General features: G+C 69.7%; 21 protein-coding genes, 1 tRNA gene and 2 pseudogenes. 8 read left to right on the forward strand and 16 right to left on the reverse strand.

What is annotated here, in order from left to right:
* Window positions 1–13 precede the first annotated feature (13 nt).
* From pyk to AC5Y43_RS22880, 3 genes and pseudogenes are all read left to right on the forward strand, one after another.
* On the forward strand, window positions 14–1,432 hold the full coding sequence (gene pyk, locus AC5Y43_RS22870) for a pyruvate kinase (RefSeq protein WP_499976291.1): 1,419 nt from the start codon (window positions 14–16) through the stop codon (window positions 1,430–1,432).
* Window positions 1,429–2,313 carry an acyl-CoA thioesterase II gene (locus AC5Y43_RS22875; protein ID WP_499976417.1) on the forward strand — a complete coding sequence of 295 codons (885 nt, stop codon included), beginning with the start codon at window positions 1,429–1,431 and terminating at the stop codon, window positions 2,311–2,313. Before pyk ends, AC5Y43_RS22875 begins: the two co-directional genes overlap by 4 nt.
* Window positions 2,314–2,918: 605 nt before the next feature.
* A pseudogene (locus tag AC5Y43_RS22880) lies at window positions 2,919–3,716 on the forward strand (bifunctional lysylphosphatidylglycerol flippase/synthetase MprF); the annotation flags it as partial.
* A 50-nt stretch (window positions 3,717–3,766) separates the two neighbouring features.
* Here AC5Y43_RS22880 and cydC read toward each other — a convergent pair.
* The 9 genes and pseudogenes from cydC to AC5Y43_RS22925 all read right to left on the reverse strand — a co-directional run bounded on the left by cydC (window position 3,767) and on the right by AC5Y43_RS22925 (window position 12,931).
* Window positions 3,767–5,469: pseudogene (cydC, locus tag AC5Y43_RS22885) on the reverse strand (thiol reductant ABC exporter subunit CydC).
* A complete protein-coding gene (gene cydD, locus AC5Y43_RS22890; RefSeq protein ID WP_499976419.1) occupies window positions 5,456–7,045 on the reverse strand; it encodes a thiol reductant ABC exporter subunit CydD in 1,590 nt (529 codons plus the stop codon). Before cydD ends, cydC begins: the two are co-directional and overlap by 14 nt.
* A 56-nt stretch (window positions 7,046–7,101) precedes the next feature.
* Window positions 7,102–8,136, reverse strand: a complete 1,035-nt coding sequence (cydB, locus tag AC5Y43_RS22895) for a cytochrome d ubiquinol oxidase subunit II (RefSeq protein WP_499976294.1) — start codon at window positions 8,134–8,136, stop codon at window positions 7,102–7,104.
* Window positions 8,137–8,161: 25 nt separating this feature from the next.
* Window positions 8,162–9,604, reverse strand: a complete 1,443-nt coding sequence (locus tag AC5Y43_RS22900) for a cytochrome ubiquinol oxidase subunit I (protein ID WP_499976300.1) — start codon at window positions 9,602–9,604, stop codon at window positions 8,162–8,164.
* A 73-nt stretch (window positions 9,605–9,677) separates the two neighbouring features.
* A complete protein-coding gene (locus AC5Y43_RS22905; RefSeq protein ID WP_499976303.1) occupies window positions 9,678–11,006 on the reverse strand; it encodes an adenylate/guanylate cyclase domain-containing protein in 1,329 nt (442 codons plus the stop codon).
* A 32-nt stretch (window positions 11,007–11,038) separates the two neighbouring features.
* The gene (locus tag AC5Y43_RS22910; RefSeq protein WP_499976304.1) at window positions 11,039–11,539 is read right to left on the reverse strand and encodes a DUF488 domain-containing protein; all 501 of its coding nucleotides are present in this window, start codon (window positions 11,537–11,539) and stop codon (window positions 11,039–11,041) included.
* A 77-nt stretch (window positions 11,540–11,616) separates the two neighbouring features.
* Window positions 11,617–11,772 (reverse strand): hypothetical protein, encoded by a 156-nt coding sequence (locus tag AC5Y43_RS22915; RefSeq protein ID WP_499976306.1) that lies wholly within the window; start codon window positions 11,770–11,772, stop codon window positions 11,617–11,619.
* A 56-nt stretch (window positions 11,773–11,828) separates the two neighbouring features.
* On the reverse strand, window positions 11,829–12,845 hold the full coding sequence (locus AC5Y43_RS22920; RefSeq protein WP_499976309.1) for a hypothetical protein: 1,017 nt from the start codon (window positions 12,843–12,845) through the stop codon (window positions 11,829–11,831).
* 12 nt (window positions 12,846–12,857) lie between these two features.
* Window positions 12,858–12,931: transfer RNA gene (locus AC5Y43_RS22925), tRNA-Leu, on the reverse strand.
* A 71-nt stretch (window positions 12,932–13,002) separates the two neighbouring features.
* Between AC5Y43_RS22925 and AC5Y43_RS22930 the strand changes: the two genes are divergently transcribed.
* A complete protein-coding gene (locus AC5Y43_RS22930) occupies window positions 13,003–13,617 on the forward strand; it encodes an ANTAR domain-containing response regulator (RefSeq protein WP_499976312.1) in 615 nt (204 codons plus the stop codon).
* Between the two features lie 98 nt (window positions 13,618–13,715).
* On the opposite strand, the gene AC5Y43_RS22935 is transcribed toward AC5Y43_RS22930, so the two are convergent.
* Together AC5Y43_RS22935 and AC5Y43_RS22940 are read right to left on the reverse strand one after the other, a co-directional pair.
* Window positions 13,716–14,918 (reverse strand): lipid-transfer protein, encoded by a 1,203-nt coding sequence (locus AC5Y43_RS22935; RefSeq protein WP_499976313.1) that lies wholly within the window; start codon window positions 14,916–14,918, stop codon window positions 13,716–13,718.
* Window positions 14,915–15,358, reverse strand: coding sequence for a Zn-ribbon domain-containing OB-fold protein (locus tag AC5Y43_RS22940; protein WP_499976314.1), 444 nt, complete (start codon window positions 15,356–15,358; stop codon window positions 14,915–14,917). The genes AC5Y43_RS22935 and AC5Y43_RS22940 overlap by 4 nt, the downstream gene beginning before the upstream one ends.
* A 121-nt stretch (window positions 15,359–15,479) precedes the next feature.
* On the opposite strand from AC5Y43_RS22940, the gene polA reads away from it, so the two are divergent.
* The 4 genes from polA (at window position 15,480) to coaE (ending at window position 21,710) form a co-directional block, all read left to right on the forward strand.
* Window positions 15,480–18,140, forward strand: a complete 2,661-nt coding sequence (gene polA, locus AC5Y43_RS22945) for a DNA polymerase I (protein ID WP_499976422.1) — start codon at window positions 15,480–15,482, stop codon at window positions 18,138–18,140.
* A gap of 2 nt (window positions 18,141–18,142) precedes the next feature.
* The gene (locus AC5Y43_RS22950) at window positions 18,143–18,751 is read left to right on the forward strand and encodes a TetR family transcriptional regulator (RefSeq protein ID WP_499976316.1); all 609 of its coding nucleotides are present in this window, start codon (window positions 18,143–18,145) and stop codon (window positions 18,749–18,751) included.
* Window positions 18,752–19,065: 314 nt separating this feature from the next.
* The gene (gene rpsA / locus AC5Y43_RS22955; RefSeq protein ID WP_499976317.1) at window positions 19,066–20,511 is read left to right on the forward strand and encodes a 30S ribosomal protein S1; all 1,446 of its coding nucleotides are present in this window, start codon (window positions 19,066–19,068) and stop codon (window positions 20,509–20,511) included.
* A gap of 11 nt (window positions 20,512–20,522) precedes the next feature.
* A complete protein-coding gene (coaE, locus tag AC5Y43_RS22960; protein WP_499976319.1) occupies window positions 20,523–21,710 on the forward strand; it encodes a dephospho-CoA kinase in 1,188 nt (395 codons plus the stop codon).
* Window positions 21,711–21,815: 105 nt separating this feature from the next.
* Here coaE and AC5Y43_RS22965 read toward each other — a convergent pair whose 3' ends face one another.
* From AC5Y43_RS22965 to AC5Y43_RS22985, 5 genes are read right to left on the reverse strand one after another with little or no spacing between them, the layout of a single operon-like run.
* Window positions 21,816–22,226, reverse strand: coding sequence for a hypothetical protein (locus AC5Y43_RS22965; protein ID WP_499976321.1), 411 nt, complete (start codon window positions 22,224–22,226; stop codon window positions 21,816–21,818).
* Window positions 22,227–22,237: 11 nt separating this feature from the next.
* The gene (locus AC5Y43_RS22970) at window positions 22,238–23,020 is read right to left on the reverse strand and encodes an Fpg/Nei family DNA glycosylase (RefSeq protein WP_499976325.1); all 783 of its coding nucleotides are present in this window, start codon (window positions 23,018–23,020) and stop codon (window positions 22,238–22,240) included.
* Complete coding sequence (gene ligD / locus AC5Y43_RS22975; protein WP_499976328.1) at window positions 23,013–23,909, reverse strand: non-homologous end-joining DNA ligase; 897 nt, start codon at window positions 23,907–23,909, stop codon at window positions 23,013–23,015. Before ligD (AC5Y43_RS22975) ends, AC5Y43_RS22970 begins: the two co-directional genes overlap by 8 nt.
* Window positions 23,909–24,907: a non-homologous end-joining DNA ligase gene (gene ligD, locus AC5Y43_RS22980; RefSeq protein WP_499976330.1), complete on the reverse strand. Its 999-nt coding sequence runs from the start codon at window positions 24,905–24,907 to the stop codon at window positions 23,909–23,911. The genes ligD (AC5Y43_RS22975) and ligD (AC5Y43_RS22980) overlap by 1 nt, the downstream gene beginning before the upstream one ends.
* 25 nt (window positions 24,908–24,932) lie before the next feature.
* Window positions 24,933–25,385: a ribonuclease FAU-1 family protein gene (locus AC5Y43_RS22985; protein WP_499976332.1), complete on the reverse strand. Its 453-nt coding sequence runs from the start codon at window positions 25,383–25,385 to the stop codon at window positions 24,933–24,935.
* Window positions 25,386–25,427: the final 42 nt, after the last annotated feature.

Genomic DNA, 25,427 nt, shown 5'->3' on the forward strand with positions numbered 1-25,427 from the left:
ATGCTGGTTCGCCGTGAGTAGACGCGGGAAGATCGTCTGCACCCTCGGCCCTGCGACTAATACCGACGAGCTGATCCTGGCGCTGGTTGAGGCCGGAATGGACGTCGCTCGAATGAACTTCAGCCACGGCGACTACGCCGACCACAAGGCCGCCTACGACCGCGTGCGCGCCGCCTCCGACACCACCGGACGCGCCGTCGGCCTGCTGGCCGACCTGCAGGGCCCCAAGATCAGGCTGGGCCGCTTCGCGACCGGCCCCACGTTCTGGGCCGACGGCGAAACGGTCCGCATCACCGTCGCCGATTGCGAAGGCAGCCACGACCGCGTCTCGACCACCTACAAGCGGCTGGCCAAGGACGCCACGGTCGGTGACCGCGTCCTGGTCGACGACGGCAACGTCAGCCTGGTGGTCGACGCCATCGAGGGCGACGACGTCGTCTGCACCGTCGTCGAAGGCGGCCCGGTCAGCAACAACAAGGGCATGTCGCTGCCCGGCATGAACGTCTCCGCACCCGCCTTGTCGGACAAGGACATCGAAGACCTGACCTTCGCTCTCAACCTCGGCGTCGACCTCGTCGCGCTGTCGTTCGTGCGCTCGCCGTCCGACGTCGAACTCGTCCACGAGGTGATGGATCGGGCCGGGCGGCGGGTCCCGGTGATCGCCAAGCTCGAAAAGCCCGAAGCCGTGGACAACCTCGAGGCCATCGTGCTGGCTTTCGACGCCATCATGGTGGCCCGCGGCGACCTGGGCGTCGAGCTGCCGCTGGAAGAGGTCCCGCTGGTGCAGAAGCGGGCCATCCAAATCGCCAGGGAGAACGCCAAACCCGTCATCGTGGCCACCCAGATGCTCGACTCGATGATCGAGAACTCGCGCCCCACCCGGGCCGAAGCGTCCGACGTCGCCAACGCCGTGCTCGACGGCGCCGACGCCCTGATGCTCTCGGGGGAGACGTCGATCGGCAAGCATCCGATGGCGGCCGTCCGCACGATGTCGCGCATCATCTGCGCGGTCGAGGAGAATTCCACGGCCGCCCCGCCGTTGACGCATGTGCCGCGTACCAAGCGCGGCGTGATCTCGTATGCCGCCCGCGACATCGGGGAGCGCCTGGACGCCAAGGCCCTGGTCGCGTTCACCCAGTCCGGCGACACCGTCAAGCGGCTGGCGCGCCTGCACACCCCGCTGCCCCTGCTGGCCTTCACCGCGTGGCCCGAGGTGCGCAGCCAGCTCGCCATGACCTGGGGCACCGAGACGTTCATCGTCCCGATGATGACCTCCACCGACGGCATGATCCGCCAGGTGGACAAGTCGCTGCTGGAGCTGGGCCGCTACCGGCGCGGCGACCTGGTGGTCATCGTCGCCGGCGCCCCGCCGGGCACCGTGGGGTCGACCAACCTGATTCACGTGCACCGGATCGGCGAGGACGACGTCTGACCGTGCCGAAAGACGTTTCCGACTTCGACGAACTGCTGGCGGCGCTCGACCTCAACCGCGTCGCCGACGACCGATTCGTCGGGTCGCACCCGAGCAAGAACCCGATGCGGACGTTCGGGGGGCAGTTGATGGCGCAATCGTTCGTCGCCGGCAGTCGCACCCTCAAGCGCGACGACCTGCCGCCCAGCGCGCTGTCGGTGCACTTCATCAACGGCGGCGACATCGGCAAGGACATCGAGTTCCACGTCATCGGATTGCGCGACGAGCGTCGCTTCGCCAACCGGCGCGTCGACGCCGTGCAGGACGGCGTCCTGCTGTCCTCGGCGATGATCTCCTACATGTCCGGCGGGCGCGGCCTCGAACACGCCGTCGACCCGCCGGAGGTGGCGCGCCCGCACACGCAGCCGCCGATCGCGGAGTTGCTCAGAGGCTACGAGGAGACCGTGCCGCACTTCGTCAACGCGCTGCAGCCCATCGAATGGCGCTACACCAACGACCCGGCCTGGGTGATGCGCGAGAAGGGCGAACGGCTGCCGCACAACAGGGTCTGGATGAAGGCGCTCGGCACGGTTCCCGACGACCCGGTGCTGCACACGGCGACCATGGTGTACTCCTCGGACACCACCGTGCTGGACTCGGTCATCACCACCCACGGGCTGTCGTGGGGATTCGACCGCATCTTCGCCGCGTCGGCCAACCATTCCGTTTGGTTTCACCGCCAGGTCGACTTCAACGACTGGCTGCTGTACTCCACGTCGTCGCCGGTGGCCGCGGACTCGCGCGGGCTGGGCACCGGCCACTTCTTCGACGGCTCCGGGCAACTCGTCGCCACGGTGGTCCAGGAGGGCGTGCTGAAATACTTTCCGCCCTCGCGCCGATAGACAAACCGACGGAATATCCGCACGATGACCGCGATATCGGCCGGCCGGGGCCGGTATCGGCGTAAATTTGTAGCAGCCGGGTATTCGGTGCAGAGGCGACACACGGTCGCCCAGCTGTTTGGCAGCGCATCGGGAGGTGAGAGTTGAACGGGTTACCGGTCGACGTCGCAACCAAACCCCGCGCGCGCGAACGCGTTGTCGTCCACGTCGACTCGCGGGCGGCGCGCTGGATCGGCGCCCTGGCCCTGGTCGGCGCGACGGGCTGGCTGATCGTCATCCTTCTGCGCTACCACCACCAGCCGGCGTGGCACTACAGCGACCGGCTGGGCTGGTCGCTGGCGATCCTGGGCGCGGTCGCGTTCATCGCCCGCGGCATCTTCCTGGGTCGCCCGGTGACGGCCCTGCATGCCGTGGCCGCCGCCTTTTTCGTGCTGGCGGGCCTGGGCTCGCACGTGCTGTCCTTCGACCTGCTGGGCGATCTGCTGATCGCCGGCTCGGGGCTGGCCCTGATGTGGCCGACGGCGACGCGCCCGCGACCCGAGGACCTGCCCCGGATCTGGGGGCTGATCGACGCCACTTGCGACGACCCGCTGGCGCCGTTCGCCATGCAGACGGGCAAGTGCTACCACTTCACCGCCGACGGCAGGGCCGCGCTGGCCTACCGCACCCGCCTCGGGTTCGCCGTGGTGGGCGCGGATCCCGTCGGTGACGAGGAGAAGTTCCCCGAGTTGGTCGCCGACTTCGCCGCGACGTGCCACGCCCACGGCTGGCGGATCGCGGTGGTGGGGTGCAGCGAGCGGCGCCTGCCGCTGTGGAGCGACCCGGCGGTGATCGGGCAGTCGCTGCGCGCCGTGCCGATCGGGCGCGACGTCGTCATCGACGCGTCGAGCTTCGAGATGGTCGGGCGCAAGTTCCGCAACCTGCGCCAGGCCGTCAAACGCACCCACAACTGCGGCATCACCACCGAGCTCGTGGCCGAGCAGGAACTCGACGATCAGCGCCTCGCCGAGCTCATCGACGTGGTGCGGGCCTCACCCAGCGGCGCGCACGCCGACCGCGGCTTCTACATGAACCTCGACGGCGTGCTGGAGGGCCGATTCCCCGGCATCCAACTGATCATCGCGCGCGACGCCTCGGGGCAGGTGCAGGGCTTTCACCGGTATGCGACCGCCGGCAGGGGCGGCGACATCACCCTCGACATCCCGTGGCGGCGCCGCGGGGCCCCCAACGGTATCGACGAACGACTCAGCGTCGACATGATCATGACCGCCAAAGAGACCGGGGCGCAACGGGTGTCGCTGTCGTTCGCGGCGTTCCCGGAGATCTTCGACGACAAGGACCGCGGCCGGACCCAGCGCGTCTTCTACCGGTTGATCCACATCCTCGACCCGTTGATCGCGCTCGAGTCGCTGTACCGGTACGTGCGCAAGTTCCACGCGCTGGACGCCCGCCGCTACGCGTTGATTTCGATCACGCAGGTGATTCCGCTCGCCGTCGTGCTGCTGACGCTGGAGTTCATGCCGCGCCGACGCCACCTGTGAGCGCCAGTTCGCGGCACCCAATCCCCTTGGGCAGCTGGTGAGTAGCGACGACGACGGTTCGATCCGCGGACATCAGCGCGGAGTCCGGGCCCAGCAGATCCCACAGCACCCGTTCGGCGTCGGCGGCGTCGAGGTGTTCGGTGGGCTCGTCGAGGAGCACGACGCGCGCGGGGGAGAGCACCGCGCGGGCCAGTAGCAGCCTTCTGCGCTGGCCGGCCGAGATAGCCTGCGCGCCACCGGTTAACACCGTCGACAGGCCTTCGGGCAGCCCGGCGAGCCACCCGCCGAGGCCGACCGCGCCCAGTGCCGCCGTCAGTTCGTCGTCGCGGCAGTCGCCGCGGGCGACGAGCAGATTGTCGCGGACTGTGGTGGCGAAGACGTGCCCGTCCTCCGCGAAAAAGCTGACCGCCCGGTGCAATTCGTCGTCGTCGAGAAGGCGAACGTCGGTGCCGCCCAGCGTCACCCGCCCGTCCAGCGGCGGCAGCAACCCGGCCAGCGTCGTCAGCAGCGTCGTCTTGCCGCAACCGCTGGCGCCGGTGACGGCCAGCCTGGTGCCGGCCGACAGGTCGAGTGCCACCCTGGTCGGCCGGGCCGCGCCGGGGTGTCCGGACATGACATCGGCCGACAGGGCGCCGGCGGGCACCGGCTCGCGCGGCCCGGCCGGGACCTCCGCCGGCGCCAGGTCGAGCAGGCGGCGGGCGGCGATGCGCGAGCGGGTCAACTGCACGGCCGCGGCCGGCAGCGGGGTGGTGGCCTCGAACGCCGACAGCGGCAACAACATCAGGATGGCCAGGGTGGTGGGCGCGACCGCGTGCGCCAGCCCGATCCCGGCCGCCACCGCGCCCAGCACGCTGGCGCCGATCGCCGCGGTCGGCATCGCCTCGGCGATCGCGGCCGGCCGCGCGGCGGCGTCGAGGGTTGCCGCCCAGTCGTGCTGGCGGCGCCGCGCATCGGCGATGACGCCGGGCAACGCGCCGGCGGCGCGCAACTCCGGCCCGTGCTCGAGTGCGATCATCGCCGACGTGTCGCGGTCGGAATGATGCTGGCGGGCAACGTCTTCCTGTGCGGCGGCGGCCCGCCCGGCGAGCCGGGGGGCGACCATCCCGGCGATCAGCAGACAGGCCGCCAGCACGGCGGCGGCCGGCAGCGAAATGACCGCCACCACGGCGGTCGCGGCCAGCCCCAGCACCGCCGCGACGCCGATCGGCACCACGGCACGCACCAGCACGTTGGCCAGCTCGTCGACGTCGGCGCCCACCCGCGCGACGAGCTCGCCGCTGGGCAGGCGGACGGCGCCGCTCGCGGGCCCGCGGGCCAGCCGGCGATAGATCTGCGCCCGGGCCGCGCCGGCGGCGCGCAGCGCGGTGTCGTGGGTGGCCAGCCGCTCGCAGTAGTGCAGCACGGCGCGCGAGATCGCGAACGCGCGCACCGCCACGACCGCGACCGACAGGTCCAGCACGGGCGGCATCTGCCAGGCCCGGGTGATCAGCCACGCCGAAAACCCCGCCAGGGCCAGCGCGCTGCCCAGCGACAGCACGCCCAGCGCGACGGCCCCCAGCAGCCGGGGAAGCCGCGGGCGCAGCAGGCCGAGAGCCGCGAGGTCAGACCGGGGCATGAGACACCCCCACCTCGACGACCCGGTCACCGATGGCGACGACGGGCTCGCGATGGCCGACCACGACTGCCGTCGCGCCGGCGCGGGCCCGCGCGACGATGGCCCGCAACGCGCGCTCCTCGGTGCGCGCGTCCAGGTGCGCGGTGGGCTCGTCGAGCAGCAGCACCGGCGCCGCCGAGCCGAGCGCCCGGGCCAGGCCCAGCCGCTGGCGCTGGCCCAGGGACAGCCCCACGCCACCGCGCCCCAGCACCGTGTCCATGCCGTCCGGCAGCTCGTCCAGTACCGTGTCGAAACCCGATGCGGCGCACGCGGCCTCGAGGTCGTCGAGCGGGCCCAGCAGCACCAGGTTGTCGCGCACCGTGCCCGGGACCAGCACCGGGCGCTGCGGCAGCCAGGACAGTTGGTGCCACCACGCGGCGGGGTCGAGGTCGGCGACGTCGATCCCGGCGACGGTGACCCGGCCCGACGACGGCGCGGTGAGCCCGGCGATCACCTGCAGCGTGGTGCTCTTGCCGGCGCCGTTGGGTCCGGTCAGCACCGTCACCCGGCCGGGATCGATCACCGCGGACAACCCGCGCGGCGCATCGTCGTCGCGCCCCGCCACGCTCAACCCGTCGAGGCGGACCTGCGCGCCGTGCGCGCGGACGGCCCGGGTTCGCAGCCTCGCCCCGGCGGGCTCGCCGATGAGGGCGAACGCCTTGTCGGCGGCGGCCCTTCCGTCCTGGGCGGCATGAAATTCCACGCCGATGCGGCGCAGCGGCCAGTACACGTCCGGCGCCAGCAGCAGCACCGTCAGCCCGGCGGTCAGGGTCATCTCGCCGACCACCAGGCGCAGCCCGATGCCGACCGCGATCAGCGCCACGCCCAGCGTGGCCAGCAATTCGAGCACCAGCGCGGACAGGAACGCGATCCGCAGCGTGGCCATCGCCGAACGCCGGTGGGCGGCGGCGAGTTCGGTGATCCGGTGTTCGGGGCCCCGGCCGCGTCCCAGCGCCCGCAGCGTCGGGATTCCGGCGATCAGGTCCAGCAGCCGGGCCTGCAGCGTCGTCATCGCCTCCAGCGCCGCCGCCGAGCGTTCGGCCGTCGCCAGCCCGATCAACACCATGAAGACCGGGATCAACGGCAGCGTGATCGCCACCACCGCCACCGATTTGAGGTCGTAGAGCGCGATTACCGCCACGGTCGCCGGGGTCAGGATCGCGGCGAGCAGCAGGGTGGGCAGGTATCCGGTGAAGTAGGGGCGCAGCCCGTCCAGGCCGCGGGTGACCACCACCGCGGCGGCATCGCGCTGGGCGGCAAGCGTTCTCGGGTCACGCGCGGTGACCGCGGCGAGCACCTGACCGTTGAGGTCGGCGATGACGGCGCTGGCGCCGCGCTGCCCCAGGCGGGCCTGCAGCCAGTGCGTCACCGTGCGAACGACCCACAGCGCCAACAGGATTGACAGCGGGCCCACCCAGGCTCGCGGCGGACCGCCCACGAGGCGCGCGACGATGTCCGCCAGCACGATCGCCGAGCCGATCGCGCAGCCGGAGATCACCGCCCCGCAACCCACCACGGCGACCAGGTAGCGACGCAACGCGGCGGAGGCCCGCCACAGTCGCGGGTCCAGTGGCGCCCGGGAACCGGAGGCGCTCAGGACGCGCGCCTCGCCAGGCCGATCGGCGGCGGTATCCGCTCCGACGAGATCCGTTGCCGGAACACCCAGTACGTCCACGCCTGGTAGACCACCGTCAGCGGGGCCATGATCGCCGTCACCCAGGTCATGATCTTCAGCGTGTAGGGCGTCGACGACGCGTTGTAGATCGTCACGCTCCACGCGTCGTTCAGCGTGGACGGCACCAGGTTCGGATACAGCGCGCCGAACAGCAGGACGACGACGGCGGCGACCACCGCCGCGGTGCACGCGAAGGCCCGCCCGTCGGAGGTGCGCCGCCACACCGCCAGCACCGCGCCCAGCTGCGCGGCGACCGCCACCGCCAGCGCCGCCCAGGTCCAGCTCTTGCCGTGGGACAGCTGCGTCCAAAGCCCAAACGCCGCAACCAGTCCGGTCACCGGAAGCGACAACCACACCGCGACCCGGTGCGCGTCGTCACGAATCGTGCCGGAGGTCTTCAACGCGACGAACACCGCGCCGTAGAGCAAAAACAGCCCGGCGGTGGCCAGGCCGCCCAGCACGGTGTAGGCGTTGAGCACGTCGGTGATCGACAGGTGGATGCGGCCGGCGGCGTCCACCGGCAGCCCGCGCACCAGGATCGCGAACGCCACGCCCCACAGCACCGCGGGCAGCCACGACCCGGCCGCGATCCCGAAATCGGCCCAGCCGCGCCACTTCGTGTCGTCGATCTTGCCGCGCCATTCGATCGCGACCGCGCGCAGGATCATGCCGAACAGGATCGCCAGCAGCGGCAGGTACAGCGTGGAGAACACGGTGGCGTACCAGCCGGGAAACGCCGCGAACATCGCCGCGCCGCCGGTGATCAGCCAGACCTCGTTGCCGTCCCAGACCGGCCCGATGGTGTTCAGCGCCGTGCGGCGGTGCAGTTCCGGATCGCCGGTGCCGATCCGGGCCAGCGGCTCCATCAGCATGCCCACGCCGAAGTCGAAACCCTCCAGGATGAAGAAACCGAAGAACAGCATCCCGATGATGCCGAACCACCACTCCTGCACGGGCCACCTCCTTTCCGGGTCGGCGCTAGTACGCGAACGACAGCGGCGCCACCTCGTCGTCGCCGGGTGGTCGCGGCGGCGCCGGCTCGGCGTCGTGCTCCCGCGGCCCCTCGACGATGTAGCGCTTGAGCAGGAAGAACCAGACGACCGCGAGCACCGCGTAGGTCAGCGTGAACGTCACCAGCGAGGTGACGACCATGGCGGGCGCGTGGTCGGAGACGCCCTGGGCGACCGTCAGCCGCACCTGCTGGTCGCCGGTCGGGTTGGGCGCGACGATCCAGGGTTGCCGGCCCATCTCGGTGAAGATCCAGCCGGCGCTGTTGGCCAGGAACGGGGTGGGGATGGTCAGCAGCGCGAACCAGACGAACCAGCGTTGCCGGGGTGCGCGGCCGCCGCGGGTCAGCCACAACGTCGCCAGCGCGAACAGCACCGGGATCGCCATCAGCCCGATCATGGCGCGGAACGACCAGTAGGTGACAAAGAGGTTGGGCCGGTAGTCGTTCGGCCCGAATCGCTGCTGGTAGTCCCGCTGGATGTCGCGCACGCCTTGCAGGGTGACGTCGCCGAACCGGCCCTCGGCGAGGTATGGCAGCACGTAGGGCACCTCGATCACGCGGGTGAGCGCGTCGCAGTTGTTCTGCCGGCCGATCGTCAGGATGGAGAACTGCGGATCGGTTTGGGTGTCGCACAACGATTCCGCCGACGCCATCTTCATCGGCTGCTGAACGAACATCAGCTTGCCCTGGCGGTCGCCGGTGAAGAACAGGCCGACGGCGGCCAGCAGCGCGACCAGGCAGCCCAGGATGGCGGCCGGGCGAAACAGGGTGCCCGGATCGGTGCGGGACCGGACCAGCGACCACGCGCTGACGGCGGCGACGAACGTCCCGGCGGTCAGCAACGAGCCTGCCACCGCGTGCGAAAACGCCGCCTGCGCAGTGTTATTCGAGAGCAATGCCATGATGCTGTCCAGCTCGGCGCGCCGGGTGGCGGGGTTGTAGTGCGCGCCGACCGGGTGCTGCATGAACGAGTTCGCCGCGATGATGAAGAACGCGGAGACGTTGACCGCGATCGCGACGATCCAGATGCACGCCAGGTGGACCAGTCGCGGCAGCCGGCTCCAGCCGAAGATCCACAGGCCGATGAAGGTGGATTCGAAGAAGAACGCGGCCAGGCCCTCCATCGCCAGCGGCGCGCCGAAGATGTCGCCGACGAACTTGGAGTACTGCGACCAGTTCATGCCGAACTGGAATTCCTGGACGATGCCGGTCGCCACGCCGATGGCGAAGTTGATCAAAAACAGCTTGCCGAAGAACTTCGTCAGGCGATACCACGCGGTGTTGCCGGTGACCACCCACGCGGTTTGCATGATGGCGATCAGGGGGGCCAGGCCGATGGTGAGCGGCACGAAGATGAAGTGGTAGACGGTGGTGATCCCGAACTGCCACCTAGAAATGTCGACGACATTCATCCGTCATCTCCCCGGGTGCGGCAAACTACGACACAGTGTAGTAGGCGGGCAGGTCCCGGCGCTACGGGCAAGATCACACGTGCGCGGTGTGCGGTCGGTCGGCGAGCAGGCCGGTGGGCTGGTCGGCGGCCTTGCGACCGATCAGATACCAGGTGCGCATGGGGCCCTTGCCCTTGACGTCGATGTGGCCGCGCTCCTGCAGCACGAACTCGTCCGCCAGGCGCGCGTACATCGCCTCGGGCACCTGGATACGTCCCACCGAGTCGGTGGATTCCATCCGCGAGGCGACGTTGACGGCGTCGCCCCACACGTCGTAGAAGAACCGGCGCGAGCCCACCACGCCCGCGACCACCGGCCCGCAGGCCATGCCCACCCGCAGCGGCACCCGCCGTCCTTGTGGATCCTCCAGTCCCGCAGCAACATCGGCCATGTCGAGCGCGAAGTTCGCCAGGGCCTGGGCGTGGTCGGGGCGTGGGCGCGGGACCCCGCTGACCACCATGTAGCAGTCGCCGCTCACTTTGATCTTTTCCAGCCCGTGCTTGTCCACGAGGGCGTCGAACGAGCCGTAGAGGCGGTCGAGGGCGCGCACCAGTTCGGCCGGCGACATCGCGCTGGCGCGCTCGGTGAACCCGACGATGTCGGCGAACAGCACCGAGGCGTCGTCGTATTTGTCGGCGATGACGTTGCGGTCGGGCTCCTTGAGCCGCTCGGCGATGCTGGTGGGCAGCATGTTCTCCAGCAGCGCCTCGGAGCGGTCGTACTGGGCCTCCATTTCGGCCTCGGCGCGCGCCGTGTCCCGCAGCGCGAACCACACCGTCACGACCACCACCACGATGCTGGACACGGTCGTGATGACGAAGCCGGCCGACACGGCCCAGGCCGGCTGCAGCCCGGTGTCGCGCGGGAGCAGGAACTCCACCGTGATGATGAGGGCGGCCGCGACGGTGGCCAGCGCCGACGCCAACACGATGTGTTCGATGCCCAGCAGGAGCACCACCAGGCAGGCCCCTACGAGGAAGAACAGTTCGACTCCCGAACCGGTCCCGGTGTCCCAGGCGGTGGCGAAGACGGTGACGTAGGCTGCGCCGATAAAGGTAAGCGGCGCAACCAATTCCCCGAACCGCTGCAGCCACGGAACAATCGCAAACGTCGCCATGGCGGCGGCGTTGACGCCGCTGATCTGCCACGTCCAGGTTCCGGTGACGACCTGCATGACCATGAACGTGGCGCTCACCAGCACGGCCAGCCACGAGGCGATGGTGAGAGCCCGCGCCCGGCGGGCGGCGCTGTCCGCGTAGTGCTGATTGCGGTCGCGGGTCTGAGCCCGCACCGCGGCGACGCAGTCCGGGCGATTCGGCGAGCCATCCGACTGGGGTGGGGCTCCGCATTTCTTAGCCGCCACGATTCACAGCGTAACCGTTGTTTGGCGTACGCCTATTCCGCGTCCTGGGCGAGCCAGTCGGACGGCTTGTGCAACGACAGCGAGCCGTTGGGCATGATGTGCTGCACTTCGCGCCCGTCGCGGGTGGCCAGGTCGGCGATCATGCGCCGATGGCAACGCCACCAGGTCGGCTCCCCGCACATCACGGCCACGTTGGTGGCCTCGTCCTCGTCCAGCAGTCGCCGGTACGCCTCCTGGAATTCGGGCGTGCGGGTGTGCGCGGCGTAGTTGGCGAACGACGCGTTCTCCCACCACTGGTCGCGCGGTATCGGGGTGGTCGGCGGCTTGCGCCGCCCACCGAGGTCCGGTTCGTGCCGGTAGGCGATCCCGGCGGCGTTGAGCCACTCCGGCATCGCCTGCTTGGACACGTCGGGGTTGCGCCGCGAGCCGGGGAAGCTGCGCACGTCGACCAGCAGCCTGATGTCGTGCCGGCGCAGCGCGGCGGTGAGTTCCTCGGCGGTTTTGGCGCCGTGGCCGATGGTGTAGAGCATCATCGCGGTGTGGGCGCACCCAGGAACGGCGCCTCAATCATCGTTCGGTGGCGGTCGGGAACGGGTGCTATTACTCGTTCTCAGTCGGTCGGGTGTTCGACGAGAGCCTGTTCGACTTCCCTGGTCACGCGGTCCCTTTCGTCACGAAAGTACCCGACGGGGTCGCGCAGGATCCGCTGCTCAACGTACTCGGCCTCGCGGCGCTGATCTTCGCGCTGTTCGATCTCGACCGCCATCGTTGTCACCCCTTTCGCGACCGTGTGGCAGAACCGTACGTCCAGTGTAGGCGGAGTCAGGTGACATCGTTGCGTCGCGACAGGCGTCGCCTGATCGTGTCTAGGCGATGTTTGCCGCGGCCTGGCGTCGTTGACGCTTTGGCCGGCGTCCACGCTTGCTCGTTCGCCGCTGGTGTTTCTGGCTCGTGGGCGACTGCCATCGCGACAGTGACCAGGCCTGCCAGCACCTGCATCAGGGCCACGTCGCGGTTGGCGAGCCCCGTAGTGCCGAGTTGCCCTGCCTTTGTCGCGTCGACCGATAGAAGTCCGTATGCGGTGCTGTTAGCGCCGAGGGCCGACGCCACCGGTACTGAAATGAATGTTCGGTAACCCAACGTGCTGATATCAAATCCGTCCGGTTTCGACTCATCCAAGTCGGGATAGAACTCAGACTGATTTGTCTGAACCTTGCCGATGACATGGTCGCCATGTCGGGTGCCCGCGACGAATGATTCGATCTTCGGGTCCAAATACCGAACACATCCGCCTTGATGGGTAGGGACCAGCCTTTTAGGGGGACCGGGCTGAAAATCGAAGTAGCATGACCGCGTTTCATCTTTGGGGCCGACGACTCTCGGTGCGATGTTCACCGCGAGCTCTTGCACCGTTTCGCGTAGGCTCCGTCGAGCAGCTGAAGCATCAGTTGGGCCGGCACCCCGGAGGTCGGCGATTCCCTTCAGCATGCTGGTGATCATCGGATTTATCGCTGAGCCGATCTCGATCTGCGCTTCCGTACGAGCAGCTATCTCGATGCGCCGTGCGGTCTCCTCCCGCAGACGAGCGTTATCGATTGCCTCGACTTCGCGAGCCTTGGTTCGCCGATAAGTCAGACCAGTCAGGACGATTGACGCCAGAGTTCCTGCGATCAGGCCGGCCAGACACCATCGTTTGACGAGATTGGAGTTACTGCCGATCAGGGCTCCGGACAGGACGACGACACCCGCGGAGATACCGAGCCCGGTGACTGCGAGCCAGTCCCACACGTCGAAGCGAGACCGAAGAGTCGCTTCGGCTGAAGGGATCGGCTTGGCCATGCCTGTCTACGGTGCCCTCGGTGAGATTCGAACTCACACTGTACGGGTTTTGAATCCGTTTCCTCTGCCAGTTGGGATACGAGGGCTCGATCCGGCCTCCCACCTTAGAGCAACCCCCGACGTCGCCCTGGCAGCCGCCCACGACACAATGTCGGTCATGGCAGGCCCCACGACCGACACCGACGCCGCCGCGCCGCGCCGGGTCCTGATCGCCGAAGACGAAGCGCTCATCCGCATGGACCTGGCCGAGATGCTGCGGGAGGAGGGCTACGAAATCGTCGGCGAGGCCGGCGACGGGCAGGAGGCCGTCGAGCTGGCCGAGCTGCACAAGCCGGACCTGGTGATCATGGACGTGAAGATGCCGCGCCGCGACGGGATCGACGCGGCGACGGAGATCGCCGGCAAACGCATCGCGCCGATCGTGGTGCTGACCGCGTTCAGCCAGCGCGACCTGGTCGAGCGGGCCCGCGACGCCGGCGCCATGGCCTACCTGGTCAAGCCGTTCACCATCAGCGACCTGATCCCGGCCATCGAGCTGGCCGTCAGCCGCTTCGGCGAGATCAGCGAGCTGGAGCGGGAAGTGGCCACACTGACCGACCAGCTGGAGACCCGCAAGCTCGTCGAACGCGCCAAGGGCGTGCTGCAGAGCAAGCAGGGCATGACCGAGCCCGAGGCGTTCAAGTGGATTCAGCGCGCCGCGATGGACCGGCGCACCACCATGAAGCGGGTGGCCGAGGTCGTCCTGGAAACCCTGGACAACCCCGCCGAATAGCCTTTCCCCAACCGCGAGCGCCCGCGTCTGTACGCCGACACGCCGTCAAATGCGTACATTTGCGGACGCTCGCGCCCCAACGGGCGCCGAATAAAAACCTAGCGGGCGACGATCACCGACGAGCCGTGGCCGAACAGGCCCTGGTTGGCGGTGACGCCGACGGTGGCGTTCTCCACCTGCCGGCCGGTGGCCTGACCGCGCAGCTGCCAGGCCAACTCGCACACCTGCGCGATCGCCTGGGCCGGGATGGCCTCGCCGAAGCAGGCCAGCCCGCCCGACGGGTTCACCGGGATCCTGCCGCCGATCGCGGTGGCGCCGCTGCGCAGCAGGCCCTCGGCCTCGCCCTTACCGCACAGGCCCAAATGCTCGTACCAGTCGAGCTCCAAAGCGGTGGACAGATCGTAGACCTCGGCCAGGCTCAAATCCTCGGGCCCGATGCCCGCCTCGGCGTAGGCCGCGTCGAGGATCTGGTCCTTGAACACCCGATCCGGCGCCGGCACCGTCGCGGTGGAATCCGTTGCGATGTCGGGCAATTCGGGCAGGTGCTGGGGATAGCGCGGGGTGACCGTGCTGATCGCGCGCACCGACGGCACACCCGCCACCGAGCCCAGGTGCTTCTCGGCGAACGACTTGCTCGCCACGATCAACGCGGCCGCGCCGTCGGACGTCGCGCAGATGTCAAGCAGCCGAAGGGGATCCGAGACGACCGGGCTGGCCAGCACGTCGTCGATCGAATTCTCCTTGCGGTAGCGGGCATTCGGATTGTTGAGCCCGTGCCGGGAGTTCTTGACCTTCACCTGAGCGAAGTCCTCGAGCGTGGCGCCGTAGAGGTCCATCCGCCGCCGCGCCAGCAGCGCGAAGTACACGGTGTTGGTCGCGCCGATCAGGTGGAAGCGCTGCCAGTCGGGGTCATTCTTGCGTTCGCCCCCGACGGGCGCGAAGAAGCCCTTGGGCGTGGTGTCGGCGCCGATCACCAGCGCGACGTCGCACAGGCCCGCCAGGATGTGGGCCCGCGCGCTCTGCAGCGCCTGCGAACCGCTGGCGCACGCGGCGTAGCTCGAGCTGACCGGCACCCCGTTCCAGCCCAGCTTCTGCGCGAACGTCGCCCCGGCGACGAACCCGGGATAGCCGTTGCGGATGGTGTCGGCGCCGGCGACCAACTCGATCTGGCGCCAGTCCAGGCCCGCCTCGGCCAGCGCGGCACGGGCGGCCACCACGCCGTACTCGGTGAAGTCGCGGCCCCATTTGCCCCACGGGTGCATGCCCGCGCCCAGGATGTAGACGGGTTCGGGCGCGCTCATGATGCGCGCCGCCAGGCGTGTACGACGCGCTGCACGCCCTCGTCGTCGACAAACAGCGGCATGGTGGTCAGCTCCATCTCCATGCCGACCTTCAGGTCGGCGGCCAGCGTGCCCTCGACCACCTTGCCCAGCACGATCAAACCCTCGTCGGCAAGTTGCACCGCGGCGACGGCGAACGGCTCGAACGGATCCGGCGACGGGTACGGCGGCGGGGGCGCGTAGCGGTTTTCGGTGTAGCTCCACAGCGTTCCCCGCGTCGACAGCGCGACCGACTCCAGCGCGTCGTTGGTGCAGCCGGGGTTGGGGCAGTTGTTCTCCCGGGGCGGGAACACGTAGGTGCCGCACGCGGGGCACTTGGCGCCGATCAGGTGGGCTTTGCCGGTGTCGTCGGCGGCGAACCAACCGTCGATCGCGGGTTGTGGGCTGGTGACCTCTTGCACCCGGCCAGCCTACCCAGCGCGGGCACAAAACTGAAACGTGTTGCAGTTTCGCCGCGGCGCCGGACCCGTCACCCCGCGTGCCTAGAGTGAGAGCGTGACTGCGGACCCCAAGCCGACGCTCATGCTGCTGGACGGCAATTCGCTGGCGTTCCGGGCGTTCTACGCGCTGCCCGCCGAGAACTTCAAGACCCGCGGCGGGCTGACCACCAACGCGGTCTACGGCTTCACCGCCATGCTGATCAACCTGCTGCGCGACGAGGCCCCCACCCACATCGCCGCGGCGTTCGACGTCTCCCGGCAGACGTTCCGTTCCGAGCGCTACCCCGAGTACAAGGCCAACCGGTCGGCGACGCCCGACGAGTTCCACGGCCAGATCGACATCACCAAGGAAGTACTCAACGCGCTGGGCATCACGGTGCTCTCGGAGCAGGGCTTCGAGGCCGACGACCTGATCGCCACGCTGGCCACCCAGGCCGAGAACGAGGGCTACCGCGTCCTGGTGGTCACCGGCGACCGCGACTCCCTGCAGCTGGTCAGCGACGACGTGACGGTGCTCTACCCGCGCAAGGGCGTGAGCGAGCTGACCCGCTTCACCCCCGAGGCCGTCGTCGAGAAGTACGGGCTGACCCCGACGCAATACCCCGACTTCGCCGCCCTGCGCGGGGATCCCAGCGACAACCTGCCCGGCATCCCCGGGGTGGGGGAGAAGACCGCGTCGAAGTGGATCGCCGAGTACGGCTCGCTGCAGGGGCTGGTCGACAACGTCGACTCGGTGCGCGGCAAGGTGGGCGACGCGCTGCGCGCCAACCTGGCCGGCGTCATCCGCAACCGCGAGCTCACCGACCTCGTCAAGGACGTGCCGCTGGCCCAGACCCCGGACACGCTGCGGCTGCTGCCGTGGGACCGCGACCAGATCCACCGCCTGTTCGACGACCTGGAGTTCCGGGTGCTGCGCGACCGGCTGTTCGAGACGCTGGCCGCGGTCGAGCCCGAGGTCGACGCCGGGTTCGACGTGCGCGGCGGCGCGCTGGAAGCCGGGGAGCTGGCCGCGTGGCTGGCCGAGCACAGCTCCGGGCGGCGGTTCGGCCTGGCCGTCGTCGGCACCCACCTCGCCTACGACGCCGACGCCACCGCGCTGGCCATCGTGTCCGCCGACGGCGACGGCCGCTACCTCGACACCGCGACGCTGCACCCCGACGACGAGGCCGCGCTGGCGTCGTGGCTGGCCGACCCGGGCCCGCCCAAGGCGCTGCACGAGGCCAAGCTGGCGATGCACGACCTGGCCGGTCGGGGCTGGACGCTGGCCGGCGTCACCTCCGACACCGCGCTGGCCGCCTACCTGGTGCGCCCCGGGCAGCGCAGCTTCTCCCTCGACGACCTGTCGCTGCGCTACCTGCGCCGCGAACTGCGCGCGGAAAACCCCGAGCAGCAACAGCTTTCGCTGCTCGACGACACCGAGGGCACCGACGACCAGGCGGTGCAGACGCTGATCCTGCGGGCCGTCGCGGTGCTGGACCTGGCCGACGCGCTCGACGAGGAGCTGGCCCGCATCAACTCCACGTCGCTGCTATCCGGCATGGAACTGCCGGTGCAGCGGGTGCTGGCCGGGATGGAAAACGCCGGCATCGCAGTGGATTTGGAGTTGCTCGGCGAGCTGCAAAGCGATTTCGCCCACCAGATCCGCGACGCGGCCGAGGCGGCCTATGAGGTGATCGGCAAGCAGATCAACCTGGGCTCGCCCAAGCAATTGCAGACGGTGCTCTTCGACGAGCTGGAGATGCCGAAGACCAAGCGCACCAAGACCGGCTACACCACCGATGCGGACGCCCTGCAGTCACTGTTCGACAAGACCGGCCACCCGTTCCTGCAACACCTGCTCACCCACCGCGACGTCACCCGGCTCAAGGTCACCGTCGACGGGCTGCTGAACTCGGTGGCCTCCGACGGGCGCATCCACACCACGTTCAACCAGACCATCGCGGCGACGGGCCGGCTGTCGTCGACCGAGCCCAACCTGCAGAACATCCCCATCCGCACCGAGGCCGGCCGCCGGATCCGCGATGCGTTCGTGGTCGGCAAGGCTTACTCCGAGCTGATGACGGCCGACTACAGCCAGATCGAGATGCGGATCATGGCCCACCTGTCCCGCGACGCGGGCCTCATCGAAGCCTTCAATACGGGGGAGGACCTGCACTCGTTCGTCGCCTCGCGGGCGTTCGGCGTGCCGATCGAGGAGGTCACCGCCGAACTGCGCCGCCGGGTCAAGGCGATGTCGTACGGGCTGGCCTACGGCCTGAGCGCCTACGGCCTGTCGCAACAGCTGAAGATCTCCACCGAAGATGCCAAGGAACAGATGGACGCCTACTTCGCCCGGTTCGGCGGGGTGCGCGACTACCTGATGGACGTCGTCGAGCAGGCCCGCAAGGACGGCTACACCGAAACGGTGCTGGGCCGGCGGCGCTACCTGCCCGAGCTGGACAGCAGCAACCGCCAGGTGCGCGAGGCCGCCGAGCGGGCGGCGCTCAACGCGCCCATCCAGGGCAGCGCCGCCGACATCATCAAGGTGGCGATGATCGAGGTCGACAAGGCGATCGACGAGGCCGGGCTGGCCTCGCGCATGCTGCTGCAGGTGCACGACGAGCTGCTGTTCGAAATCGCGCCCGGCGAACGCGAACGGCTCGAGGAGCTGGTCCGCGACAAGATGGGCGGCGCCTACCCGCTCGACGTCCCGCTGGAGGTGTCGGTGGGCTACGGCCGCAGCTGGGACGCGGCGGCGCACTGAGCATGCGCCCGGTCAAGCGCGGTCGCGGTCGCCCGGCCGGCTCCCGGGTGGACCCGGCCGAGCGGCGGGCCGTGCTGCTCGACGCCGCCGAGCGGGCGATCCGCGCCAAGGGTCCCGCCGCCGGCCTGGTCGACGTCGCTGCCGAGGCCGGCTTCGTCCGGTCCGCGGTGTATGCGATGTACCCCAACCGCGACGCGCTGGTGGCGGCGCTGAGCCAACGCACCGCGCAGCGCCTGCTCGATGAAATCACCACGCGCGCAGCCGGTTCCATCGACCTGCGGCAGCGCATGGCGCTGTTCTTCGACGTCATCTCCACGTGGCTGGAAGCCGAGCCGAACCTCTACCGGGCCCTGACCGTCGACCCGTCGACCGGCGTCTTCGAGCAACTGGCCGGCGCGGTCGAACTGATGCTGACCGCGTCGTCGCGCTCCGAGGAAGCCCGCGCCGCCGCGGCGCCGTGGTCGCGCGCCATCGTCGGGTCGGCGGTGTCGGCCGCCGAATGGTGGTGCCGCGCCGGGACCATGCCCCGGTCCGCGCTGGTCGAACACCTCACTACCCTGTGCTGGGACGGCGGTGCCGCGCTGCCCTTTCAAGACGACCCCCCACCCTAATAGACACACGGTCGTTTATGACGATGGCGGACGCCCGGGCGCCCTCGCGCTATTGCGGGAAGGCCGAGATCGCGGCATCGCAGCAGGTCGAAGGTGGTGGACGCGGCCCGCGCCGACGGCGGGCCGATGTCCGAGGCGTGGCTGTCGTTCCCCGTGCCGATGAGCTACCACGGCGCGCTCACCACCCGCGTGGAACACCGCCCGGCGTGAGCCGACGGCACCGGGTTTGTCCAGGTTGTGCCACGTCGAGTAGCCTCGACAGGTAAATCCCGTTTTGTCCCTACGACCCAACCTGTCCGGAGCAACCCAACAACATGCCGAGTCCCACCGTCACCTCGCCCCAAGTAGCCGTCAACGACATTGGCTCGAGCGAGGACTTTCTCGCCGCAATAGACAAAACGATCAAGTACTTCAACGATGGCGACATCGTCGAGGGCACGATCGTCAAAGTGGACCGGGACGAGGTGCTCCTCGACATCGGCTACAAGACCGAAGGGGTCATCCCCGCCCGCGAGCTCTCCATCAAGCACGACGTCGACCCGAACGAGGTCGTTTCCGTCGGTGACGAGGTCGAGGCCCTGGTTCTCACCAAGGAGGACAAAGAGGGCCGGCTGATCCTGTCCAAGAAGCGCGCCCAGTACGAGCGCGCCTGGGGCACCATCGAGGCCCTCAAGGAGAAGGACGAGGCCGTCAAGGGCACGGTCATCGAAGTGGTCAAGGGCGGCCTGATCCTCGACATCGGGTTGCGCGGCTTCCTGCCCGCCTCACTCGTCGAGATGCGGCGGGTGCGCGATCTGCAGCCGTACATCGGCAAGGAGATCGAGGCCAAGATCATCGAGCTGGACAAGAACCGCAACAACGTGGTGCTGTCCCGGCGGGCCTGGCTGGAGCAGACCCAGTCCGAGGTGCGCAGCGAGTTCCTCAACCAGCTGCAGAAGGGCAGCATCCGCAAGGGTGTGGTCTCCTCGATCGTCAACTTCGGCGCGTTCGTCGACCTCGGCGGGGTGGACGGCCTGGTGCACGTCTCCGAGCTGAGTTGGAAGCACATCGACCACCCGTCCGAGGTGGTACAGGTGGGCGACGAGGTCACCGTCGAGGTGCTCGACGTCGACATGGACCGCGAGCGGGTTTCGTTGTCGCTGAAGGCGACTCAGGAAGACCCGTGGCGGCACTTCGCGCGCACCCACGCGATCGGCCAGATCGTGCCGGGCAAGGTCACCAAGCTGGTTCCGTTCGGCGCGTTCGTCCGCGTCGAGGAGGGGATCGAGGGCCTGGTGCACATCTCCGAGCTGGCCGAGCGCCACGTCGAGGTGCCCGACCAGGTGGTCGCCGTCGGCGACGACGCGATGGTCAAGGTCATCGACATCGACCTGGAGCGCCGCCGGATCTCGTTGTCGCTGAAGCAGGCCAACGAGGACTACACCGAGGAATTCGACCCGGCGAAGTACGGCATGGCCGACAGCTACGACGAGCAGGGCAACTACATCTTCCCCGAGGGCTTCGACTCCGAGACCAACGAGTGGCTCGAGGGCTTCGACGCACAGCGCCAGGAGTGGGAGGCACGCTACGCCGAGGCCGAGCGGCGGCACAAGATGCACACCGCGCAGATGGAGAAGTTCGCCGAGGCCGAGTCGGCGGCGCATGCCGCCGGTGAGTCGGCGCCGGCCAACGGCACGTCGTCGGAGAAGTCGGCGGGTGGTTCGCTGGCCAGCGACGCGCAATTGGCGGCCCTGCGCGAAAAGCTCGCCGGCAACGCCTAATACGGCCGCGGATGCTGCGCATCGGGTTGACCGGTGGCATCGGCGCCGGCAAGTCGGCGCTCTCGGCCACCTTCGCCGAATGCGGTGCGGTCATCGTCGACGGTGACGTGATCGCGCGCGAGGTGGTCGAGCCCGGCACCGCGGGCCTGGCGGCCCTGGTCGACGCGTTCGGTGGCGACATCCTGCTTCCCGACGGAGCGCTGGACCGCCCGGCGTTGGCCGCCAAGGCGTTTCGCGACGACGACGCGCGCGGGGTGCTCAACGGGATCGTGCACCCGCTGGTGGGCAAGCGGCGCGCGGAGATCATCGCGTCGGTCCCGGCCGATTCGGTTGTGGTGGAGGACATTCCGCTGCTGGTGGAGTCCGGGATGGCGCCGTTGTTCCCGCTCGTGGTCATCGTGCACGCCGACGTCGAGGTGCGGCTGCGGCGGCTCGTCGACCAGCGCGGCATGCCGGAGGAAGACGCCCGCGCCAGGATCGCCGCGCAGGCCGACGACGAGCAGCGCCGCGCGGTCGCCGACATCTGGCTGGACAACTCGGGCACGCAAGACGAATTGGTCGAGCGGGCCCGTACGGTGTGGGACGACCGCATCGTGCCGTTCGCGCACAACCTGAGTGCGGGTGAAATCGCCAGGGCGCCCGCACGATTGGTGTCGCCCGACCCGGCCTGGCCGGAACAGGCGCTGCGCATCGTCAACCGGTTGAAGACCGCGTGCGGCCATCGGGCGCTGCGGATCGATCACATCGGGTCGACGGCCGTGCCGGACTTCCCCGCCAAGGACGTCATCGACGTGCAGATCAGCGTCGAATCGCTTTCCGTGGCCGACGAACTCGCCGAGCCGTTGTTGGCGGCCGGCTACCCCCGCATCGAAGGCATCACCGAGGACGTGGCCAAGGGGGGCGAAGCCCCCGATCCTGCCCTGTGGGGCAAGCGGATTCACGGCTCGGCGGACCCGGGCCGGCCGACCAATGTGCACATCCGGGTGGACGGGCGGCCCAATCAGCGGTTCGCGCTGCTGTTCGTGGACTGGCTGACGGCCGACGCCGAGGCGCGCGCGGACTACCTGGCCGTCAAGCGCGAGGCCGAACAGGCTGCGGGCGGTGACGTTTCGGCCTATGTCGCCGCCAAGGAGCCGTGGTTCGCCGATGCCTACCGGCGCGCGTGGGAGTGGGCCGGCTTGACCGGGTGGCGGGCGTAGCGGCGGCTGGTCACAGCAGTCACACCAGCCCCTTGTCGCTCCGAGGCGGGCAACTGGAGTGGTGGTCCGTGGCGGGGACCGGTGTGGCCAGGGTGACTGAAGGGCCTACCCGGGCAGCGGCGCCCCGCACGGCAGCACACCGTTCTGCGGACCCGCATTGCCGGGCGCGGGCCGGACGACCTGGTCGACCTGAACGAAGACGTTGTCGTCGACGTCGATCTCGCAGTGCACGTTCGCCGAGTACGGCCAGTGCACCACGATCGCCATGCCGGCCTGCTGCGGGTCGGGCAGCACGGTGTCGGCCTCGAACACCGTGCCGGGCATCGTGCCCAGACCGGCGGTGTTCGTCTGGCCGGCGTTGATCACGAACGTGGCCTGGCTGCCGGTGGTCATGGCGTCGATCCGGGCGCGGTAGGTGATGTTGTGCAACTCCGCCCGCGCGGTCGCCGGGCTTAGCTGAGAACCCGCCGCGAGGGCGGTCAGGGCCGCGATCGCGATCCACCTGTGGTTGCTCATAGCCGCCGAGATTACTCGGACTGGCAGCGAGGACACCACATCGTTGTCCGCCCACCGACCCGTCCGCGCGCGAGACGGGTGCCGCACCGCGGGCAGGACGGGTCGGGTTCGTCGCGCACCCCGGTCAGCCACCGCGGCAGCCCGGGCACCCGGCCGTGCCGCACCGACGTGCGCAGCACCCGGGTCATCGCGGTGTGCAGCCGCGCGACGTCGTCGGGCCTCAGGTCGGCGACCGGACGAGACGGCGCGATCAGGGCCCGCCAGCAAATCTCGTCGGTCAGCAAGTTGCCCAGGCCCGCGATCACCGACTGGTCCATCAGCGTGGGCTTCACACGGCCCCGTCGACTCCGCAGCACCTCGCGGAACGCCGGCAACCCGAGCCCCAGCGCGTCGGGGCCTTGCGGCCCCGTCACGGCCGCGACGTCCTCGTCGTCGTCGGCCAGCCACACCCCGCGCAGCTTGCGCAGGTCGGCGTAGCGCAGTTCGCCCCGGTCCAGCTCGAGCACCAGCCGCTCGTACGGCTCGTGAGTCTCGGCGGCATCGGCGGCGTAGTGCGGATGCCCCGTCATCCCGCTGTGCACCAGCAGCGTCGGGCCGTCGGTCGGCAGGATCAGCCACTTGCCGTGCCGGCGCGGGTCATCGAAGCGACGGCCCTCCAGTTGCCGGCCCAGCGCCGCGGCGGTGGTGTTGCGCAGGATGCCGGGGTCGTGCACCCGCACGCGCCGGATCCGGCGGCCGGGAAGGCAGGGGGCCAGCCCGCGCCGAAACCCCTCGACGTCGGGCAGCTCAGGCACGAAGCTTCGCCAGGCGCCGCGCGGGGCCGGACAGCGAACGGGCGTGCCGGGGCATGCCGGCCCACGGGTCGCGTTGCCCGGCAAGGCGTTTGGGCAGGTCGCGGATCGTGAACCGGTCCGCGCGCAAGCCGTGTGTGTCGAGCTCGTCCCACTCCAGCGGGGTGGCCACCGGGGCGCCCGCGCGGGCCCGGACCGAGTACGGCGCGACCGCGGTCTGCGCGTAGGCGTTTCGCATGATGTCCAGGTACACGCGATCGCCCCGCTTGTCCTTGCGGGCCTCCACGGTGCGGTGCGCGGGGTCGTCGGCCGCGACCACCTCGGCGACATCGCGGGCGAACTGGCGGGCGGTGTCGAAATCGGTGTCGGGGCGCACCGGGGTCACCACGTGCAGGCCGCGCGACCCGGTGGTCTGCACGTAACACGCCAGCCCGAGGTCGTCGAGCAGCCCGGCCACGGTGCGGGCGGTCGCCCGCACCACGGCGAAGTCGCCGTCGGAGGGGTCGAGGTCGAATACCAGCCGGTCGGGGTGGTGCAGCCGGTCGCGCCGCGACTGCCACACGTGCAGGGTCACGCAGCTCTGGTTGGCCAGCCACCGCAATGCTTGCGGGCTGTCGGCCACCGGGTGGATCAAGGTGCCGCCCGCCCCTCCCTCCCGGCGCACCTCGACTTTGCCCATCCAGTCCGGCAGCGAGTCGGCGAAATCCTGTTGCACGAAACCTTTTTCGCCGATGCCGCGGGGAAACCGCTGCACGGTCAGCGCCCGGCCCTTCAGGTGCGGCACCATGGTGGCGGCGACCTCGCCGTAATAGTCGGCCAGTTCGCCCTTGGTGATGCCGTCCGCCGGGAACACGACGCGATCCGGATGGGTGATCTCGACCCGCGGTGCCATCAGCGCGTCTCCCGGACGACGTCGGCGGGGTCCTTGTCGGTGCGCAGACCCAGGTAGCGCGGATGGCGCAGCTTGCCGTCGCGCGTCCACTCGCTGAACCCGACCTCGACCACCAGCTCCGGGCGCACCCAGCGGGCGCCGTTCTCGCGCACCAGACCCCGGGTGAACGGCGCCGAGCCCTGCTCGAGGGGCGACAGTCGAGCGTGCAGGCGGCGCAGGGTGGGCTCGTCGAAACCGGTACCCACCTTGCCGGCGTAGACCAGGTCGCGGCCGTCGTGGTAGCCCAGCAGCAGCGCGCCCAACTCGATGCGGCTGCCCTTGGGGCCCGTGTAGCCGCCGACGACGAATTCCTGGTCGCGCACGCACTTGAACTTCAGCCAGTTCGGTGAGCGGCGGCCGTCGTAGCGGGAGTCGGCGAGCTTGGCGATCACGCCCTCGTCGCCGCGTTCGCACGCCTGGCGGTAGGCCGAGACGCCGTCCTCGCGGCGGTGCGGCGCGAACCGCAGCGGATCCTCGAAATCAATGGCCTTGCGCAGCAGCCGCTTTCGCCACAGCAGCGGCACCTCGGTGGTCGACGAGCCGTCGAGATGCAGCAGGTCGAACACGTAGTAGAAGACCCGCACCGGCGACGCCCGGGCGACCTCGGGGTCGGTGATGCCCAGCCGTCCCTGCAGCCGGGCGAAGCTGGTCCGGCGCCCCTCGAACGCCACCACTTCGCCGTCGAGCACGAACCGGGTCGTGCGCTGCGCGCCCAGCGCGTCCACCAACTCCGGGTAGGTGCCGTTGAGCGGCAGTCGATTTCGCGACAGCAGCCGCACCCGGTCGCCGTCGCGGAAGGCCAGGCAGCGCATCCCGTCGAACTTGCGCTCGAAGATCCAGGCCGGGTCGGAGAACCGCTTCTCGGTCAGGGTGGCCAGGGTGGGGGAGCGCCAGTCGGGCACCGGCTCGTCGTGCAGCGCCGCTCGCACCGCCGCGGGCAGAGCGTCTTCACGTCGCATCCCGCAGTGATACCCCTGGGCCCCGTCAGGAAACCGCTCCGGCGCCGCGCCAGGTGAGGTCCGCACCGCGGGTGCCGAGCCACCGCGACAGGTCGTAGCCGTTGCGGGCCAGCCCGTCGACGGCGGCCACTGCGCGCCGTACCGCCCGCTCGGCGATGTCCGGCCCCAGCAACCCATGGCGCACGGCATCGAGCAGTTCGTCGATGTCGGTCAGCTCCGCCCCGGCGCCGGTGCGCACCTCGAGGTCGAGGTAGTGGTCCTCGGAACGCCACACCGTCGGGCCGGGCGTGTATTCGCCGACGTCGAGGTAGTAGTCGTGGTCGCGCTCGTGGCCGGCGTTGAAGTGAAAGACGGTGGCGCGCAGGCCCAGCGCGGGCAGTAGCCACGATTCGAGGTAGTGGAACTGGGCCCGGCCGGGGGTGGGGCGGGCCAGGTACAGCCCCCACGGGCGCACCACGTACTCGTCGACGGCCCGCACGATGCCCTTCGGGTCGGTGTTGGTGCGGGCGTTCAGGTCGAA

The sequence above is a fragment of the Mycobacterium sp. NGS57 genome (genome assembly GCF_059812405.1).